The sequence below is a fragment of the Bartonella sp. W8122 genome, from assembly GCF_016102485.1.
GTDB classification, from domain to species: Bacteria; Pseudomonadota; Alphaproteobacteria; order Rhizobiales; family Rhizobiaceae; genus Bartonella; species Bartonella apihabitans.
Window position 1 is genome coordinate 1,739,532 of record NZ_JACFOO010000001.1, and the last position, 16,707, is coordinate 1,756,238.

General features: G+C 45.0%; 18 protein-coding genes. 8 read left to right on the forward strand and 10 right to left on the reverse strand.

Annotation, left to right across the window (positions count from 1 at the left end; translation table 11 throughout):
* Window positions 1-4 precede the first annotated feature (4 nt).
* On the forward strand, window positions 5-778 hold the full coding sequence (gene radC, locus H3S83_RS07580; protein ID WP_077971649.1) for a DNA repair protein RadC: 774 nt from the start codon (window positions 5-7) through the stop codon (window positions 776-778).
* A gap of 89 nt (window positions 779-867) precedes the next feature.
* Here the strand turns inward: radC and H3S83_RS07585 are convergent, their stop codons facing one another.
* From H3S83_RS07585 to H3S83_RS07605, 5 genes are all read right to left on the reverse strand, one after another.
* On the reverse strand, window positions 868-1,080 hold the full coding sequence (locus tag H3S83_RS07585) for a DUF3126 family protein (protein ID WP_077971651.1): 213 nt from the start codon (window positions 1,078-1,080) through the stop codon (window positions 868-870).
* An 84-nt stretch (window positions 1,081-1,164) separates the two neighbouring features.
* The gene (gene cysE / locus H3S83_RS07590) at window positions 1,165-1,974 is read right to left on the reverse strand and encodes a serine O-acetyltransferase (protein WP_246741725.1); all 810 of its coding nucleotides are present in this window, start codon (window positions 1,972-1,974) and stop codon (window positions 1,165-1,167) included.
* Between the two features lie 54 nt (window positions 1,975-2,028).
* Window positions 2,029-2,802 (reverse strand): alpha/beta fold hydrolase, encoded by a 774-nt coding sequence (locus H3S83_RS07595; protein WP_198239328.1) that lies wholly within the window; start codon window positions 2,800-2,802, stop codon window positions 2,029-2,031.
* Window positions 2,803-2,804: 2 nt separating this feature from the next.
* Window positions 2,805-3,284, reverse strand: coding sequence for a DUF192 domain-containing protein (locus H3S83_RS07600; RefSeq protein WP_198239329.1), 480 nt, complete (start codon window positions 3,282-3,284; stop codon window positions 2,805-2,807).
* Between the two features lie 80 nt (window positions 3,285-3,364).
* Complete coding sequence (locus tag H3S83_RS07605; protein ID WP_077971657.1) at window positions 3,365-3,943, reverse strand: cold-shock protein; 579 nt, start codon at window positions 3,941-3,943, stop codon at window positions 3,365-3,367.
* Window positions 3,944-4,166: 223 nt separating this feature from the next.
* On the opposite strand from H3S83_RS07605, the gene H3S83_RS07610 reads away from it, so the two are divergent.
* The 6 genes from H3S83_RS07610 (at window position 4,167) to H3S83_RS07635 (ending at window position 9,589) form a co-directional block, all read left to right on the forward strand.
* Window positions 4,167-4,607, forward strand: coding sequence for a VOC family protein (locus tag H3S83_RS07610; protein ID WP_198224490.1), 441 nt, complete (start codon window positions 4,167-4,169; stop codon window positions 4,605-4,607).
* A gap of 124 nt (window positions 4,608-4,731) precedes the next feature.
* Entirely contained in the window at window positions 4,732-5,865 is a 1,134-nt protein-coding gene (locus tag H3S83_RS07615) for an ABC transporter substrate-binding protein (protein ID WP_078039588.1), read from the forward strand.
* Window positions 5,866-5,978: 113 nt separating this feature from the next.
* Window positions 5,979-7,055: a branched-chain amino acid ABC transporter permease gene (locus H3S83_RS07620; protein ID WP_078039589.1), complete on the forward strand. Its 1,077-nt coding sequence runs from the start codon at window positions 5,979-5,981 to the stop codon at window positions 7,053-7,055.
* Window positions 7,055-8,113 carry a branched-chain amino acid ABC transporter permease gene (locus tag H3S83_RS07625; RefSeq protein WP_198232664.1) on the forward strand — a complete coding sequence of 353 codons (1,059 nt, stop codon included), beginning with the start codon at window positions 7,055-7,057 and terminating at the stop codon, window positions 8,111-8,113. The genes H3S83_RS07620 and H3S83_RS07625 overlap by 1 nt, the downstream gene beginning before the upstream one ends.
* The gene (locus tag H3S83_RS07630) at window positions 8,110-8,892 is read left to right on the forward strand and encodes an ABC transporter ATP-binding protein (RefSeq protein WP_198239330.1); all 783 of its coding nucleotides are present in this window, start codon (window positions 8,110-8,112) and stop codon (window positions 8,890-8,892) included. The genes H3S83_RS07625 and H3S83_RS07630 overlap by 4 nt, the downstream gene beginning before the upstream one ends.
* Entirely contained in the window at window positions 8,879-9,589 is a 711-nt protein-coding gene (locus H3S83_RS07635) for an ABC transporter ATP-binding protein (protein WP_077971665.1), read from the forward strand. The genes H3S83_RS07630 and H3S83_RS07635 overlap by 14 nt, the downstream gene beginning before the upstream one ends.
* Before the next feature lie 742 nt (window positions 9,590-10,331).
* Here the strand turns inward: H3S83_RS07635 and gatA are convergent.
* The 4 genes from gatA to H3S83_RS07655 all read right to left on the reverse strand — a co-directional run bounded on the left by gatA (window position 10,332) and on the right by H3S83_RS07655 (window position 14,433).
* A complete protein-coding gene (gene gatA / locus H3S83_RS07640; RefSeq protein ID WP_198239331.1) occupies window positions 10,332-11,813 on the reverse strand; it encodes an Asp-tRNA(Asn)/Glu-tRNA(Gln) amidotransferase subunit GatA in 1,482 nt (493 codons plus the stop codon).
* A gap of 30 nt (window positions 11,814-11,843) precedes the next feature.
* Window positions 11,844-12,131 (reverse strand): Asp-tRNA(Asn)/Glu-tRNA(Gln) amidotransferase subunit GatC, encoded by a 288-nt coding sequence (gene gatC / locus H3S83_RS07645; protein WP_077971667.1) that lies wholly within the window; start codon window positions 12,129-12,131, stop codon window positions 11,844-11,846.
* Between the two features lie 592 nt (window positions 12,132-12,723).
* Window positions 12,724-13,509 (reverse strand): hypothetical protein, encoded by a 786-nt coding sequence (locus H3S83_RS07650; RefSeq protein WP_198239332.1) that lies wholly within the window; start codon window positions 13,507-13,509, stop codon window positions 12,724-12,726.
* A 219-nt stretch (window positions 13,510-13,728) separates the two neighbouring features.
* The gene (locus tag H3S83_RS07655) at window positions 13,729-14,433 is read right to left on the reverse strand and encodes a metal-dependent hydrolase (RefSeq protein WP_198239333.1); all 705 of its coding nucleotides are present in this window, start codon (window positions 14,431-14,433) and stop codon (window positions 13,729-13,731) included.
* A gap of 116 nt (window positions 14,434-14,549) precedes the next feature.
* Here H3S83_RS07655 and ruvX point away from each other — a divergent pair, with 116 nt between their 5' ends.
* Window positions 14,550-15,029, forward strand: coding sequence for a Holliday junction resolvase RuvX (gene ruvX / locus H3S83_RS07660; RefSeq protein ID WP_198239334.1), 480 nt, complete (start codon window positions 14,550-14,552; stop codon window positions 15,027-15,029).
* A gap of 9 nt (window positions 15,030-15,038) precedes the next feature.
* Here the strand turns inward: ruvX and H3S83_RS07665 are convergent, their stop codons facing one another.
* On the reverse strand, window positions 15,039-16,667 hold the full coding sequence (locus tag H3S83_RS07665; protein ID WP_198239335.1) for an acyl-CoA dehydrogenase family protein: 1,629 nt from the start codon (window positions 16,665-16,667) through the stop codon (window positions 15,039-15,041).
* Window positions 16,668-16,707 lie beyond the last annotated feature (40 nt).

Consider the following 16,707-nt stretch of genomic DNA (forward strand, 5'->3'; position numbering starts at 1 on the left):
TATCATGGCCAAGAATCCGGATGAAAATGCGTTTTCCGAAGAAGCGTCCTTTGCGTTAACGCCCGGACTCTCCGGTCGAAAGCCGGATTTATCGAAAGATAACCTCATTGCAGAGAATAAAGGACACCGTGAACGATTGCGTCATCGTTATTTCGAAACCCACGGTGTCGGTTTTCCTGATTATGAATACCTGGAACTCTTGTTATTTCGTTCGATTCCGCGCGCAGATACGAAGCCATTAGCCAAGGCCCTGTTGAACCGGTTTGGCAGTCTCGCCGATGTACTCGGTGCCGATATTGGACTTTTGCAGGAAGTTCCCGGATGTGGTCCTTCTGTAGCACGGGATTTAAAAATCCTTTCGGGTATAGCCGAACGTGTAAACCGTGCGGAATTACGCAAACGGGATATTTTTTCTTCGTGGGATAAGGTTCTTGGCTATTGCAAAGCAGCTATGGCCCATGAAACAAGGGAGCAATTCCGTGTCCTTTTTCTCGACAAGAAAAATGGATTGATTGCTGATGAAATCCAGCAAATTGGCACTATAGATCACACACCTGTCTACCCAAGGGAAGTGGTCAAACGTGCGTTACAACTTTCTGCATCGGCACTTATTCTTGTTCACAATCATCCCTCAGGCGATCCGTCGCCTTCTCGCGACGACATCTCGATGACGCATATGATCAAAGATGTTGCAAATGCCTTGGGCATAACAGTCCATGATCATATCATCATCGCACGCAATGGTTATGTGAGCTTTCGTGCAAAGAAACTTCTCTGAACAAAAATAAAACAAGCCGCTAACGAATGTCAGCGGCTTTATGCAAAAAAATTATCGGGTTGCGAGGATTTTAACGATCAATATCTCGACTATTCGTCGAGATCGATATCAAGAATTGCCATCGAAAAATTGTAAGACAATTCGCCTTCATCCTCGTCGCGGTAAATCACCCCGAGAAACTCATCGTCAAGATAAAGCTCACAAGAATCATCTTTACGGGGTCTGGGTTTTACTTGCAGTGACCGGTTTTGAAATTTGCGCTTAAAGTAGCCGTCAAGTTTCTTGATTTCATCAGGCTTCACAGCGATCTCCTAAAAATTGCCATCGTTAAACAAAATGCCAGATAAGGTACAACCTCGCTTCTGTAAAGACGCGGGTCTTTCATTTCACTCATTAATTGACTGATCCATGCTTAGTGCCGGTTCGTTATCAGCTATTTTTCCAACCACTTTTGCCGGCACACCAGCCACGGTACTATAGGCCGCAACTGGTTTTAGAACAACAGAACAAGCTGCAATCTTTGCGCAATCTCCAACCGTAATATTGCCAAGAATTTTTGCACCCGCACCAATCAGAACACCGTGACCGATTTTAGGATGCCGATCGCCCGACTCTTTGCCTGTTCCGCCCAACGTCACATCCTGCAACATGGAAACATTGTCGCCAATGATTGCTGTTTCTCCAACAACAAGACCTGTTGCGTGGTCTAAAAAAATACCCTTGCCTATCCGGGCTGCCGGATGAATATCTGTCTGGAATACCGATGACGACCGCCCCTGTAAAAATAGAGCGAGATCTTTTCTGCCTTTGAGCCATAGATTATGAGCAAAACGATGAGCCTCAATAGCCAAAAAACCTTTCAGGTAAAGCACCGGCTCCATAAAACGGTTGCACGCCGGATCACGATGGAACACTGCGGATATATCACTGGTGATAATATCTTCCAGATGATCCATCGTATCAATTTGTTCGACAAATATTTGCGACAATAATTCTTCATTGAGTTCGCGCGTCCAAAGCCGTGCAGCAACCCGACCGGCGATCATTTCCGATAAATTGGCACGATCAAGGATGGCATGTTGGAAAAATTCACCTAAAGCAGGATCCTGTTCCAACGCCTCCATTGCTTCTTGTTTGATATTGTTAAAAAGTAAGGCGGGGTCAATAGCTTCCACCTTTTGTTCACAGCAAGGCAATTTTCTTACCCTTCTCTTTTGCGGGCAAAATGTTTGCCCTGTCTATGCTCATTGTCAAGCAATGGGATATCGTGCCAAAAAATTAATGACACCCTTTTTATAGACAGGATCACCAACTGCCAACATGTGATCTCTGTTCGGAATTATTAAAGCTTCTCCATGGGGCAGCAAAGCCACAAGAGGTTCAGCTTCGCCCGATATCTCGTCCAGAGTTCCAACAGCTACCAATGCCGGTTGTTTTATCGAGTGGACTTCGGCAGCTGTCAATTCCTGTTTTGAGGTAATGACACAAGCTGCAAGTGCTTTCCTGTCGCTTTTCGTCCTGTCAGCGAACTTTCTGAACATCAGCCCCCGTTTATTGGTAATCTTCGAAATATCTTCTGCCAAAAGTGCTTCCGCCACGGGTTCCCAGTTTCCTGCACCGGTCACCATGCCAATACCGAGCCCACCGAAAATAGCGCTATTAACATAATCGGGATAGAGAATAGACATATAGGCTGTGATTCTTGCCCCCATGGAATAGCCCATGATTTGAGCCTTTTTGATTTTTAGATGATCAAGAAGTGCTACAGCATCTCCTGCCATTGCTTGTGGCGTATAAACAGCAGGATCATGGCTCTTATCGGAAAAACCGTGTCCACGGTTATCAATCGCTATAACCCGATAGCCGGCCTCATTCAGCGCACGAAACCACCCCGGTGCATACCAATTAACATATGAAGACGAGGCAAAACCGTGGATTAATAAAACCGGTTCACCGACCCCCTCTTCCCGATAAGCAAGTTTGAATCCGTCATGATGGAAATATTGTACGTCTTCTGCACTCATGTCTAATCCACTTTACATTCACCACATATAGCCGGATGAACGACTTTTTGACCAATCTTTATGTCGTTTTTTCGGACTTCACCAGCATTAAGTTCGATTGTAAAGGCAGCCGCCACATGTGATGAAACAATTTTTGTTGAGTATGGTACCGCATTTTCTGCAATCGATACAATGATTCCCTTGTCATCGAGGAACACCATATCGAGCGGTAACGGTGTATTTGCCATCCACATTGTCACAATGCGAATGTCCGGAAAAACGAATAACATAGCTCTATCGGAAGGAAAATCCGCCCTATACATTAGTCCGGCTTCATTCTCTTCCGGTGTCTTGGCAACTTCGACATTATAAGAGATTTTACCACTGTCTGTGATGATAACGAGGGGCGCTCTGTCAACAGGTAAACGCATTGGTTCTTGAGCATATACCCCTTGCCCCATCGTAAATAACAAAAAGATAAAACCCGCAATCAAACTCTTCATGAAAGGAAACTCCCCAAAAAACTTGCGAGTCTTTTAAAAGCTATAATTTTGAAAAAATATGTTACCAGAAAAATAAAATTCTAATGTGTAGGGAATGGTATAGCAATATCCGGATGGATTTCCGCAGCCATAAGGCCTTTTTCACCCCGTCCATAACGTACCAGAACAACCTGACCGGGACGTAATTCGGCAAGGCCAAAACGCCGCAAGGTTTCCATATGGATGAAAATATCTTCCGTCCCTTCACCCCGCGTCAGAAAGCCAAATCCCTTCTCCCGATTGAACCATTTCACAATTGCGCGTTCCAAGCCGCTTTCCGGTGACACCACGACATGGGTACGTGCAGGCAATTCCGAAGGGTGGACAGCAGTAGAAAGGTCTATCGATTTAACCTGAATGCATTGCAAGCCACGTTCGCCTTTCTTGACCATGCAAACAACACGCGCACCTTCGAGCGCTGTATGGAAACCGTCACGTCTCATTACAGTCACATGAAGAAGGATATCCGGAACACCGGCAATATCCGGAACGATGAAACCATAACCTTTGCTTACATCGAACCATTTGATGCTGCCACTTATTTCGACAACATCCGTTGCTGCTGTTTCAGAACTATCTTGAGATGGAAGGAAGCCTTCCAATATTTCGTCACTCGCCATAATTCTTACAGTCCTATTAATAGTAATTAATCACGTATGATTCTCTTTACGACCAGTTAATATAGCTCGGTCCTAGTGGCGCAAGTCCCCTTAACAAGATTTCCCCAAATAGTAGAAGCGCAATCGCAAGAAATCTTTTTCAACCATTTTTACATCGATTGCGATATTCACATCGACTTCAAAAACCGTTAAAATTTTTTGACCAGAGAAAGTGAGAAACAAAATGCGTTACCTACACACTATGGTTCGGGTTAAAGACCTCGAACAATCACTCCATTTCTATTGCACCGTATTCGGACTAACGGAAACCCGCCGCATCGAAAATGAAAAAGGGCGTTTTACCCTTATCTATCTGGCTGCGCCCGATGACATGGATTCGGCCAAAAATAAGCATTCTCCGGAACTCGAGCTTACCTATAACTGGGATAAGGAAGACTATCACGGCGGGCGCAATTTCGGCCATCTGGCTTATGAAGTGGACAATATCTACGAAACTTGCAAACATTTATCGGAACAGGGAATCGTTATTAATCGGCCACCGCGCGACGGACATATGGCTTTTATAAAATCCCCTGACGACATATCCATCGAATTATTGCAAAAAGGCGAAAAACTCGCGCCCCAGGAACCGTGGGCTTCTATGAACAATACTGGAACTTGGTAAAGCTATTCTTGCGTTTTATAAATATAGATGGATTTTGGCTTCGTAACTTGTGCAGGAAACCCGTTCATATTATGAAGTTTTATTATAATAAATTCATTCTGAAAAAAGAGAGGGATAAATCATTATGGCTTTCAAACAATTAATTGCGACCGCGATCGCTGTCACAGCACTGAATTTCAGTGCTGTTGCCGACGAACCAATTAAAATAGGAGTGTTTCTTCCGCTGACTGGACAAAACGCTTTTGGCGGCCAACTCGAGCTTGAAGGTGTTCAACTTGCCAACAAAATCAAGCCCGAAGTGCTCGGACGCAAAGTAGAACTTGTCGTTGTCGATAACAAATCCGACAAAGTCGAGGCAGCCAATGCGGTCATGAGACTTACAGCTTCCGATAAAGTCAACGGGATTATCGGAACTTATGGTTCGTCGCTCGCGCTTGCCGGTGGCGAGGTTTCAGAGCCTGCGAAAACTCCGGCAATTGCAACATCGGCTACAAACCCGCTCGTCACCCAAGGGAAAAAATATTATTTCCGCGCCTGTTTCATTGACCCTTATCAGGGCGCCGGAGCAGCAACATATGCTTTTAATACATTACACGCGAAAAAAGCAGCTATCTTGAAGGATGTTTCTAACGATTACGCAATCGGGCTAGCAAACTTTTTCGACAGCTCCTTCAAAAAACTTGGCGGCGAAGTCGTAGCGAACCTGAATTATAACTCGGGTGATCAGGATTTTTCGGCTGCCCTCACCCAGATTATTTCTGAACAACCGGATGTATTATTCATTCCAGCCTATTTCGCCGAAGGGGCCATTATCCTGAAACAGGCACGCGAACTTGGCGCGACATTCCGTATTATGGGTGGTGACGCCATGGACAACCCCGAAACAGTGACAATCGGCGGAAGCGCTGCCGAAGGTTTCCTACATACAACCTTCCCTTATGACGCCAATATGCCGAATATGCCCGAGGCGGCTGCAAACTTCACCAAAGAATGGAGAGCGACCTATCCTAACAAAGAACCGAATGTTAACGCGGTTCTAGGCTATACCTCCTATATGATGTTTATGAATGCGATCGAAAAAGCCGGAAGCAGCGACCGCGAAGCGATTACAGCCGAACTTGCAAAACTGAAAGACTTCGAGACGCCGTTCGGTGCTATGACAATGGATGAAAATCATAATCCAGAAATTCCGATCGGCGTTATCGAAATCAAGGATGGAAAGCGTGTTTATCTCGGTGAGGTAAAACCTGCATTATAAGGGGATAAATCCATTTTAATGAACGATCCGGTCGAAATAAACTCGACCGGAGCAATTTGGTTGTGTATGTGCTTTCTCAATAATACGGATCAGAGTATCAGGAAGGCTAAAACATGAGCACGGAAATGTTCATTCAACATTTCTTTAATGCTTTGGCGTTAGGGGCACTATACGGATTAATAGCCATTGGATACACAATGGTTTATGGCATTTTGCGACTTATCAATTTCGCTCATGGCGATATTTTTATGCTTGGTGCCTATTTTGTTTTTTTCTCGACAATCAGCTTTATGCCGGCATGGGCGGCGGTACTCCTCCTCCTTTTGGCAATTGTCGTTTATTATTCTGTCTTTATCGGTTTCAAAAAACCGATAAAATCCTATTGGGCGGCTTTATTCATCATTCTGGTTTTGGCGCTTGCTTATTATGCGTTCATAAGCCCGCAGAACTTTACGCCTGTCTGGCTGCTTGCCGTTTGTTTTGCTGTCTTTGTAACCAGTGCGGGTGGTATCGCGGTCGATCGTATCGCTTACCGTCCTTTGCGTGATGCACCCCGTATTTCAGCGCTTATCAGTGCAATCGGCATGTCATTCCTTATCGAAAACCTTGCAACTGTGCTATTTACCGGTGTGCCAAAAAGCGTAAAACAACCGGAACTCCTTGTAACGCCCATTCAATGGCATCTTGGCGAGGGCGCCCAAGGGGTCATCCGCATTGTGCCAATGGCTCTGATCGTCCCCATCGTTTCGCTGGTGCTTGTTGTTCTTCTTTTATGGATTATCAATAAAACCAAACCGGGTCTGGCTATGCGCGCTATTTCACGTGACATTGAAACAACGCGGTTAATGGGTGTATCCGTCGATAAAATTATCGCTTTTACATTCGGTCTGGGGTCGGCACTTGCAGCAATTGCCGGTATTATGTGGGCGCTACGTTACCCGCAAATAAACCCCTATATGGGGGTCATTCCCGGGCTTAAGGCTTTCATTGCAGCGGTTATTGGCGGTATCGGTTCGGTTGAAGGAGCAATGTTGGGCGGGCTGCTTTTGGGCTTCATAGAAATCATGATTATTGCATTTTTCCCGTCGCTTTCGGGCTACCGTGATGCATTTGCCTTTATCATGCTCATCATGATCCTACTTGTTATGCCGACAGGACTTATGGGTAAGAAAAGTGAGGAAAAAATCTGATGTCAAAATCCTCGCAAATCATACTTTCACTAATTTCGATTGCGTGCCTTATAGCGTTTTTGTTTTATGCGCAGAGTAATTTTGATGCTTACACTGTGCGTATTTTGAACCTTATCGCGATCAATGCAATTCTGGCGGTGTCACTCAACCTTATTTATGGTTTTACCGGAATGTTTTCATTGGGTCATGCCGGTTTTATGGCCATCGGTGCTTATGTTTGCGCTATCTTGCTTTTGTCGCCTGAACAAAAGCAGATGATGTGGATTTTGCAGCCGATGTTTGGTCCACTTCAAAATTTACAAGTACCATTTTTCTTTGCTGTGATTTTAGGCGGCATTTGCGCTGCGATTCTTGGTCTCGTCATTGCGATACCTGTTTTGAGACTAGGCGGTGATTACCTTGGCATTGCAACACTTGGATTTGCCGAAATTATACGCGTTGTCATTACCAATGCCACACCGATTACAAATGGTTCGCTCGGTATTAAAGGAATACCGCAATATGCCAATTTATGGTGGAACTACGGTTGGCTCGCCTTCACCGTCGCCTTTATTGTGCTCCTTTTAAAAAGCAATACAGGAAATGCACTTTGCGCCATCCGTGATGACGAAATTGCGGCCAAAACTATGGGCGTCAACACATTTTTCTACCGTACATTATCTTTCACAATCGGCGCGTTTTTCGCCGGTGTCGGAGGTGCGCTGACTGCTGCACTTATTTCGACAATCGATCCGAAAATGTTCAACTTTCTTTTGACTTTCAATATTTTGATGATTGTCGTGGCCGGTGGTCTCGGGTCCATTACCGGTAGTATTATTGGTAGCGTTATCATTACGGTAATGTTGGAGTGGTTACGTATTGTCGAGCAGCCAATCGATTTCGGTTTCATTCATATTCCCGGAATTCCGGGGCTTAGAATGGTTATTTTCTCGATATTGCTGATGGGAATTATTCTGTTTTGGAGAAGCGGCTTGCTTGGAACACGTGAATTTTCATGGAACGGTATTTATCGCTTTTTCAAGAAAAATTCTGAAGCCCGAAGCGGAGACCGTTCATGACTGACGCGATATTAAAACTTGATCATGTCACTATGCGATTCGGCGGACTAACGGCTGTTAACGATATCAACATTGCTATCGAACGGGGCAGCATTGCCGGCCTTATTGGCCCCAACGGTGCGGGGAAGACCACTGTTTTCAATATGATTTCTGGCTTTTATACCCCGACAACCGGCACAATTACCTTTGACGGGGAAAAAGTCTCCGGCCTTCACCCCAATGTGGTTTGTAAACGTCATATCGCCCGCACTTTTCAAAACATCCGCTTGTTTACAGGATTAACCGTTTTACAAAATGTCATGGTTGGCGCACATGTGCGCCAAAAAAGCCCGTGGTTTGCAAGTGCCCTATTCATTCCCTCAGCAGTGAGAGAAGAAAAGCACATTTGTGAACAAGCGCTTGACCTTTTGGATCGCGTTCACCTTGCTGATCTCGCCAACCAGCCTGCAACGGCACTCCCCTACGGTGCTCAAAGGCGTCTGGAAATTGCCCGGGCTTTGGCTACCGAACCGGAATTGTTACTTCTTGATGAACCGGCTGCCGGTATGAATCCTCAAGAAAGTGAAGAATTGCGTGATTTCATTTCACGAATAAGAAAAGAGTTCAAGCTCACTATTTTGCTGATTGAGCATGATATGCGTGTTGTTATGGGTCTGTGCAACCACATTTGGGTATTGGAATATGGTGCCCTTATTGCGAATGGTACACCGGAAGAAATCCGCAATAATCCGAAAGTTATCGAGGCCTATCTAGGCGGAGAAGTTGATGAACATTCTTGAGATTAACGATCTTCGTGTAAATTATGGAGCAATCAAAGCTGTGCAAGGCTTGTCCATGTCTATCAAGGCAGGCTCGATTGTCACATTGATCGGAGCAAATGGCGCCGGAAAAAGCAGTACGGTTCGCTCGATAGCAGGACTGAACAAATCGGTATCAGGTGAAATCCTCTATAAAGGTGAAAATATCCTCGGAAAACAGCCGGAGGAAATTTTAAAAAAAGGAATTGCCTTAAGCCCTGAGGGGCGACGTATCATGCCGCATTTGACCGTTTTGGAAAATCTCGAACTCGGTGCCTATATTCGCAAGGATAAAGACGGTATCAAGCGGGATATCGAATGGATTTTTGATCTTTTCCCAAGGCTTAGAGAAAGGTCAAAACAATTGGGCGGAACCATGTCGGGTGGTGAGCAGCAAATGCTCGCGGTTGGAAGAGCGCTTATGAGCAATCCCGAACTTGTCATGCTCGACGAGCCGTCATTGGGTCTTGCCCCCATTCTCGTTCAGGAAATTTTCTCTATTATCCGGAAAATCAACGAGATGGGCAAAACAGTCCTGCTCATTGAACAGAATGCGTTTGCTGCACTATCGGTCGCCAATTATGCCTATATTCTGGAAGTTGGTAAAATCATACTGGAAGGTGAAGGCAAAACCATGCTCAAAGACCCGCGCGTGAAAGCAGCCTATCTCGGGGGATAACAATCCCGTCGGTTTATCCCGCTTATTTTGCAATGACTCTCTGCTCGCAATTGTTCCGATATTTTGCGAGAGATAATTCGCCTATGGTTTTAGTCATCCGGTTTGTTTTATCCGTATAAAAACGTCGATCAATGATCGTGTAGATGATTTTTTAAAGCATACGTTTTAATTCGCACTGTGAAATATCCGGAGACGATGTTGAGGGATAATTTACCTATCGCTTTTATTCATCCGGCTTGCTATCCATATCAGAAAGCCATTCACCGGTTGTGTAAGTGATTTTTTTAAAGCATTAGCTTTGATCTCAAAGTGAAATATCCTAAGCCCCATATTGAGCGATAAAATATAAGAAGACTATATCGCTCGTAAAACGCCGACAAGCTCTAAAGTGCGCAGTCCGGTTTATAAAATCCCGGACTAACCTCTTTACCGGCCTTATTCGACGATCTTGGAACCGCCCCCCGACCCTTTAATCGTGAGTCTCAATTCATTAATCTAATATTTTAATAATTCATATTAAGCTATTGTTTTTTGTATTTTTTAAAATTTATGTTATCCCAAAATTTATCACGTCCGTCAGATATAAACTTTGAAACGCCATGCAGCTACACGTTTATTCCCTCGAACCTCAAATTCATCGTTCCATGAGTGATGCTTGAGTAAACAAAAAACACGGCAAAATTTTTGCCGTGTTAAGAGGAATTATTAGTGACTGCCGATATTAGCAGATATCAACGATCGATTACCACCATTTTTCAGGAGAAAACTTGCCAGCCGCCTGTTCGATAATATTGGCTGTCTGGAATAATTGTTCCTCACCGAAAGGCTTGCCAATAAGTTGCAAACCTAAGGGTAGCCCATCCTTGGAAAGTCCGGCCGGTAATGAAATTCCGGGGAGCCCTGCCATATTCACAGTAACCGTAAAAATATCATTGAGATACATAGCTACAGGATCGTTTTTCAATTTTTTATCTGCAATTCCGAAGGCCGCAGTCGGTGTGGCCGGAGTCAAAACGGCATCAACGCCGGCGTCAAAACATTTATCAAAATCCTGTTTGATGAGTGTACGCACTTTTTGTGCCTTAAGATAATAGGCATCATAGTAACCGGCCGACAAAACATAGGTGCCGATGAGTATACGCCGTTTGACTTCGTGTCCGAACCCCTCGGAACGGGTATTTTCATACATTTCGATAATGTCTTTACCGGGCACCCGAAGTCCATAACGCACACCGTCATAACGGGCAAGGTTCGATGATGCTTCTGCTGGCGCAACAATATAATAGGCCGGCAATGCATATTTGGTGTGAGGAAGTGAAATATTGACGATTTCAGCCCCCGCCTCTTTCAACCAGTCTATACCTTTTTGCCAAAGTGCCGTTATCTCTTCCGACATGCCGTCAACCTGATATTCCTTCGGAATACCGATTTTCATGCCCTTGACCGATTTTCCGATAGACGCTTCATAGTCGGGGACGGGCATGTCGACGGAAGTCGAATCTTTCTCGTCGAAGGAAGCCATAGATTTCAACAAAATAGCGCAATCGCGCACGTCGCGGCCAATGGGGCCAGCTTGATCAAGTGAAGAAGCAAAAGCAATAATTCCCCAGCGAGAACAACGCCCATAGGTGGGCTTGATGCCAACAGTACCGGTAAATGCGGCAGGTTGACGAATGGAACCGCCAGTATCGGTGGCTGTTGCACCAGCGCACAAATGAGCAGCAACAGCAGCAGCCGACCCACCGGAAGAACCACCGGGCACCAGCTTTTCCTTAGAACCTTTGGCACGCCACGGATTGACAACAGGACCATAATAGGATGTTTCGTTGGACGATCCCATTGCGAACTCGTCCATATTGAGCTTGCCGAGCATAACAGCGCCATCAGCCCATAGATTGCTGGTTACAGTCGACTCATATTTCGGTTTGAAGTTGTCAAGGATATGGGAACAGGCTTGGGTGTGGATATCATAAGTTGCGTAAAGATCTTTCACACCGAGAGGAATGCCTTCAAGCGCCCCTGCCTTCTTTTGCGCTATTTTTTCATCAGAGGCTTTGGCCATCTTCCGAGCATGATCGGCAGTTACCGATACATAGGCATTAATAGCGGAATTGGATGTTTCAATGGCATGAATATATGCATCCGCCAGTTCTGTTGCCTTGAATTCGCCCTTCTTGAGCGCGTCACGAGCCTCGGCAATTGTCAGCTTCGTCAAATCGGTCATATCATGCCTCAAAAATAAATATTCAAATTGCTATTCGATAACTTTAGGAACGAGGAAGAAATTGTCTTCGCTCAAAGGTGCATTGGCGACAATGTCGGATGCTTTGTTCCCGTCGGTGACAACATCTTCACGTGTACGCAAAGTCATGGGAATCACAGATGTTAGCGGCTCGACATTGTCTACATTCACTTCGTCAAGCTGCTCAACAAATCCTAAAATAGCGTTCAACTCATTTGCCATACGCTCTGCTTCGTCATCTTTCACAGCAATGCGCGAAAGACGGGCAACACGTTTGACCGTTTTAATATCTACAGACATTAGGTAAATCCCGTATGAAAGACATTTTCTCTAATGAATCTATACAGGTCGAAGCCTCCAAGAGCAAGAAAAGACGTTCAGAAATTGAGCGTTTCACCGACTTTTGGTGTGTCTACAACCGTTTTTCCATCGTCAACGCCAAGAACGAGCTGTTCGGATGTCTGATCAAGAGCAGGAAAAACGCTCGAATAACATGGAATCGCGCTCTTAAAATAGAGATATAGTCCACCTAAAATCGGCGATAGCTCTCGCACAACATACACGTTGCCAATGCGAATTATCCTTATTTTTGGTGCGTAGAATCCATTATCAAATTCTTCTCTCTAGAGCTTCCAAACCAAGCGGTAATTGATGGTTTAGGGTTGGGTAACTTACGCCCCGTATGCGCAGGCCAATTGTGTGGAAAACGGGGCAATGGCCCAAAACCTTGCCAAGTTAAATGTGACTTAGTCCTCGTGTGTCTCTCGCATTCATACCCCAAGCAAAAAGCACCAGAAATGAGAGTGTCGATTGAATTATCAAGACGGGATAATTACCCTTATTGTATTGATCTTGCTCGTAAAGATTGAAGCTCATTTTTAAGAATTTGATATCAATCAAAAACACGTATTTGGCCATCATTCCAAGTTCCAACATAATAATGGTCCTTGAAATAGGCTAAAGCTACAGCCCCATCCAAATTATTAGCGAGCAGTTTTGTTTCACCTGTATCAACATTCACCAGTCGAACAGCACCTGCACCATTATCAACGACAGCAACCAAACAGTCAGAAACAGTCACAATGCCCACGCCAGGTCGATTAAAGCTGGAACCTAGCTGCTTATGAACGCCTTCTGCATTAATATGCGTCAAATTCCCGCTATACTGCGAAACGACCAAATCGCCATTAGGCAATTGTGTTACACCAACAGGTAAGCCAAGTTTTGATGCTACTATCTTTTTTGCACCGGATTCAACATTGACGGATACTATTTCACCTGATGAACGATTGGTGACTAATAACTCACCTGTATTTGACCAAGCAATCCCTGTGGGGGTATGAAAACCGCCCGCGATTTTTGACGCATTACCGATGTTATCTATCTTTAAAATATAATTATCCTGATAGGAAGCAACATAGATATTATCGCGATGATCAACAACAATGCCGGCTGGAGCGCTTATGCCGGAATAAACAACTTGTTGCTTTCCTTCTGTCGTTATCTTAACGACGGAATTTCCGGACCAGTTGGTAACCAACATTTCACCTTGATTGTTAAATGCAATGCCTGTCGGCGCGTTTAATGATTTAGCAACGACCTTTGTTTGAGCCATTCCAGATGTTCCATAAGTTAGAAAAATAAGTAAAAAAGCTAGTTTTACGAAGCTTTTTTTCATCGTGGTTTTCTCCGAAAAAATATTTACTTGGATAATCGGTTTTCTGGAATATTGCCAGAATAAGGTAAAACGCTGTTTTTTAGAGAAAATGAAAAGTCTTTTGTGCTGACCTCATAGAAGGAATATTCACTATCATAAGTGTCAATAAAAATTCGACCATCTGCTCTCAAGTATGATAGTGAAGCTATAGAGGCTGAACATTCAAGCAAAAAAAGACGCTCAGAAATTGAGCGTCTCACCGACTTTTGGCAATGCAACCGTTGTTTCTGTTCCTTTCATGCCTCTAACAAAACGTTCCGGCGTTTGATCAAGAACCGGAAAAGTGCCCCAGTGGCAAGGTATCGCTGTTTTGAAATGGAAATAGCGTTGACATGCGAGCGCTGCAACAGCTCCCCCCATTGTGAAGAAATCGCCAACCGGCACAATACCGATTTCCGGTTCATGCAATTCGTTAATCAACTGCATATCGGAAAAAATATCTGTGTCGCCCATATGATAGAGTGTCGGAGCATCATTAAAATGGAATACCAGCCCGTTCGGATTGCCAAGACATTGCGAAACCCCGTTTTCGGTGAGCATGGCAGAAGAATGAATGGCATTGACAAAAGTAATGCTATAGCCGTCATGAGCCTGTGTACCGCCGGCATTACCGGGAACGACGTTTTTCACACCTTGCGATTGAAGCCAGGCAGCGAGATCGGCATTTGCTGTCACCGGTACATTTTTTTCCTTTGCAATAGCAACTGTATCTCCGACATGATCGCTATGACCATGGGTAAGGGCTATATGGGTGACACCTTCGACAGCCTTTTTGATATTGAGGTCTTTTGCCGCCGGATTACCAGTCAAAAAAGGATCTATAAGAATAACTGCTTTGCCAACTTCAACGCGAAAAGCTGCGTGCCCGAGCCATGTAATTTTCATGCCACTACCCTTGTTTTTTATTGGAAGTTCCATCTTTTAACGTATATTGAACGCAAAATCCTAAAATGCCAAGTACCTGCTTATTGAAGCGGGATATTTCATAAAGGCGAGCCTCAATGTCGGTTATAGATATTACTGAAATTCCTGATCTCGGTCTTAAGGACAAAAATATTATAGGCCTTGATTTGGGGACAAAAACGATAGGCATCGCTGTATCCGATCTCGGTTGGCGTCTTGCCACCCCTCGCCCCGTCTTGAAACGCAAAAAATTCTCTATTGACGCTCAAGAGCTTCTGGAAATTTTTCTTGAAGAAAACATTGGCGTTGCAATTATCGGCCTTCCAAAAAACATGGATGGCACGAGTGGCCCACGCGTTCAGGCAACGCGTGCTTTTGTCCATAATATGAACAGCTTGACGCCGATTCCTTTTGTGTTCTGGGATGAGCGGCTATCAACAGTGGCAGCGGAACGTGGTCTTCTCGAAATGGATGTTTCGCGTGCAAAACGTGCCGTCAGAATTGATTCTGCGGCAGCCGCGTTCATTTTACAAGGAGCACTCGACAGGCTTCAAAGTTTGGCTCGAACTTTAAAATAAAGGTTTAACTCAAACGGCGGGATAAAGCGTATCCAATATATGTCCGGCGTGATGACGCGCACTCAGCATACCGTAAGACGAACGCCATTGCCCACCAAGGCGACTTTCAATATAGGCGGCAGTGATATGGGGCATATCTGCCTGTTGCAAGGCAGCAGCAGCACCCGCATAAGCCATTTGTTCGATAAATAGCCGTCCGGCACCAATGTCGCTGATGGCAACTTGAGCTGCTGCATGTAATATTTCAACAGTTTTGGGACCGGCAGCACCAATATCACGGCCGATCTGGTCAAGCAGCCCTTGGAAAAGTCCCGGCGCCCTTTCACCTAAACGGATGGTATCAACCACAATGTCATTTCCGCCGTTTCCTTTTATCGTGCGCATTGGAGCGTCCACAAGCATTCTCGCCAAGCGGCTATCAAACATAAATGCCTGTGCACCCATTTGCGCTATAATTTCTCCGATAACCGGAACGACCAATTCGTTGATATGAATTGCTACAATCGGCGTCATGATACGAGCAAACGCAGCTTCCGCCCTATTTGAAGCGGCACTATCAAAAGCACGAGCAAGCCTCATCACCAAACATTGCGAAGCGACGACATCGAGTGCCAAATCGGCAAAAACCCGTTCTGTCAAAGGCGGCAAAACCTGCCTTGGATTGAAGCGCCGGAAAAACTGTATGCCACTTTGCAGCGCCGCTCTTAGTACACCAGCCGAAATAACCGCCTGGTCAAAACGTGTCATGGTTTCGACATCTCTTATGACCTTATCTCCTTCACCGATTTTACCGATGAGCCAGCCAAGGCTGTCGTGGAAAGTAACTTGGCCTTCGGGGGCAGAACATTCACCGGCGCGATGGATAAGAAAATCTACTGAAAGATCTCCGTTCAAAGTGCCATTTTCGAGAAAACGGGAAATAAAAAAGCAACATTTCTGGCCGCCTACTTCCGCCGTTACGAAATAGCCGTCCGACATCGGATTTAAAACGGACTGTTTAACTGCGTCGATGCGATAAAGATCACGTCCATTCGCCGAGTCGAAGGAGATACGCGTTGCCGTTGAAACATGGGGGATATTTTGCAAGTTATTCTTTATATCGTCACATGCGAAAGTCAGTATTGCCGACCGTTTTGCGGAAACAGGACGAGAAGAATAATCGTGTTGACGTGATAATAAAGCATTTTGCCATTTGGCAAATAGATCGGATTCGCCAATTAAAGCGGAAATACCTGCGCTTGTTGATGTGATTTCATTTAAGTGTCCGGTTTCAAGACCGGCCATCAGAAAAAGTCTGATGGCTCGTGATTGGTAGCGAACACCATTTTCAGCCGGTCCATTCTCCCACAACGAAGAACAAAGCCCTGCCTGACGTGAGCGACGTAGCAGCGCATGATAGGCAGGATGCGTTTCCAATTGTTGTATGCCATCACCCCATTCGTTCTCCCGTCTCAATATCGGGCGATGGATATTGGCCAACCTTGCAAGATCTTGCGCCTCACGACTGGCAACAAATGCACCGATTTCCTCGAATCCCGCGAGCAACGGCGTCGGCAAGAGCGACGAAAAACGGAACAAAACCGCATCGTCCAAGAACGCATTTTTTCGCATCATATTCTGATTAGGCAAAGTGCTCACAATTTTTTCCCGAATTTCATTTCAAGTCAAATATATAGAT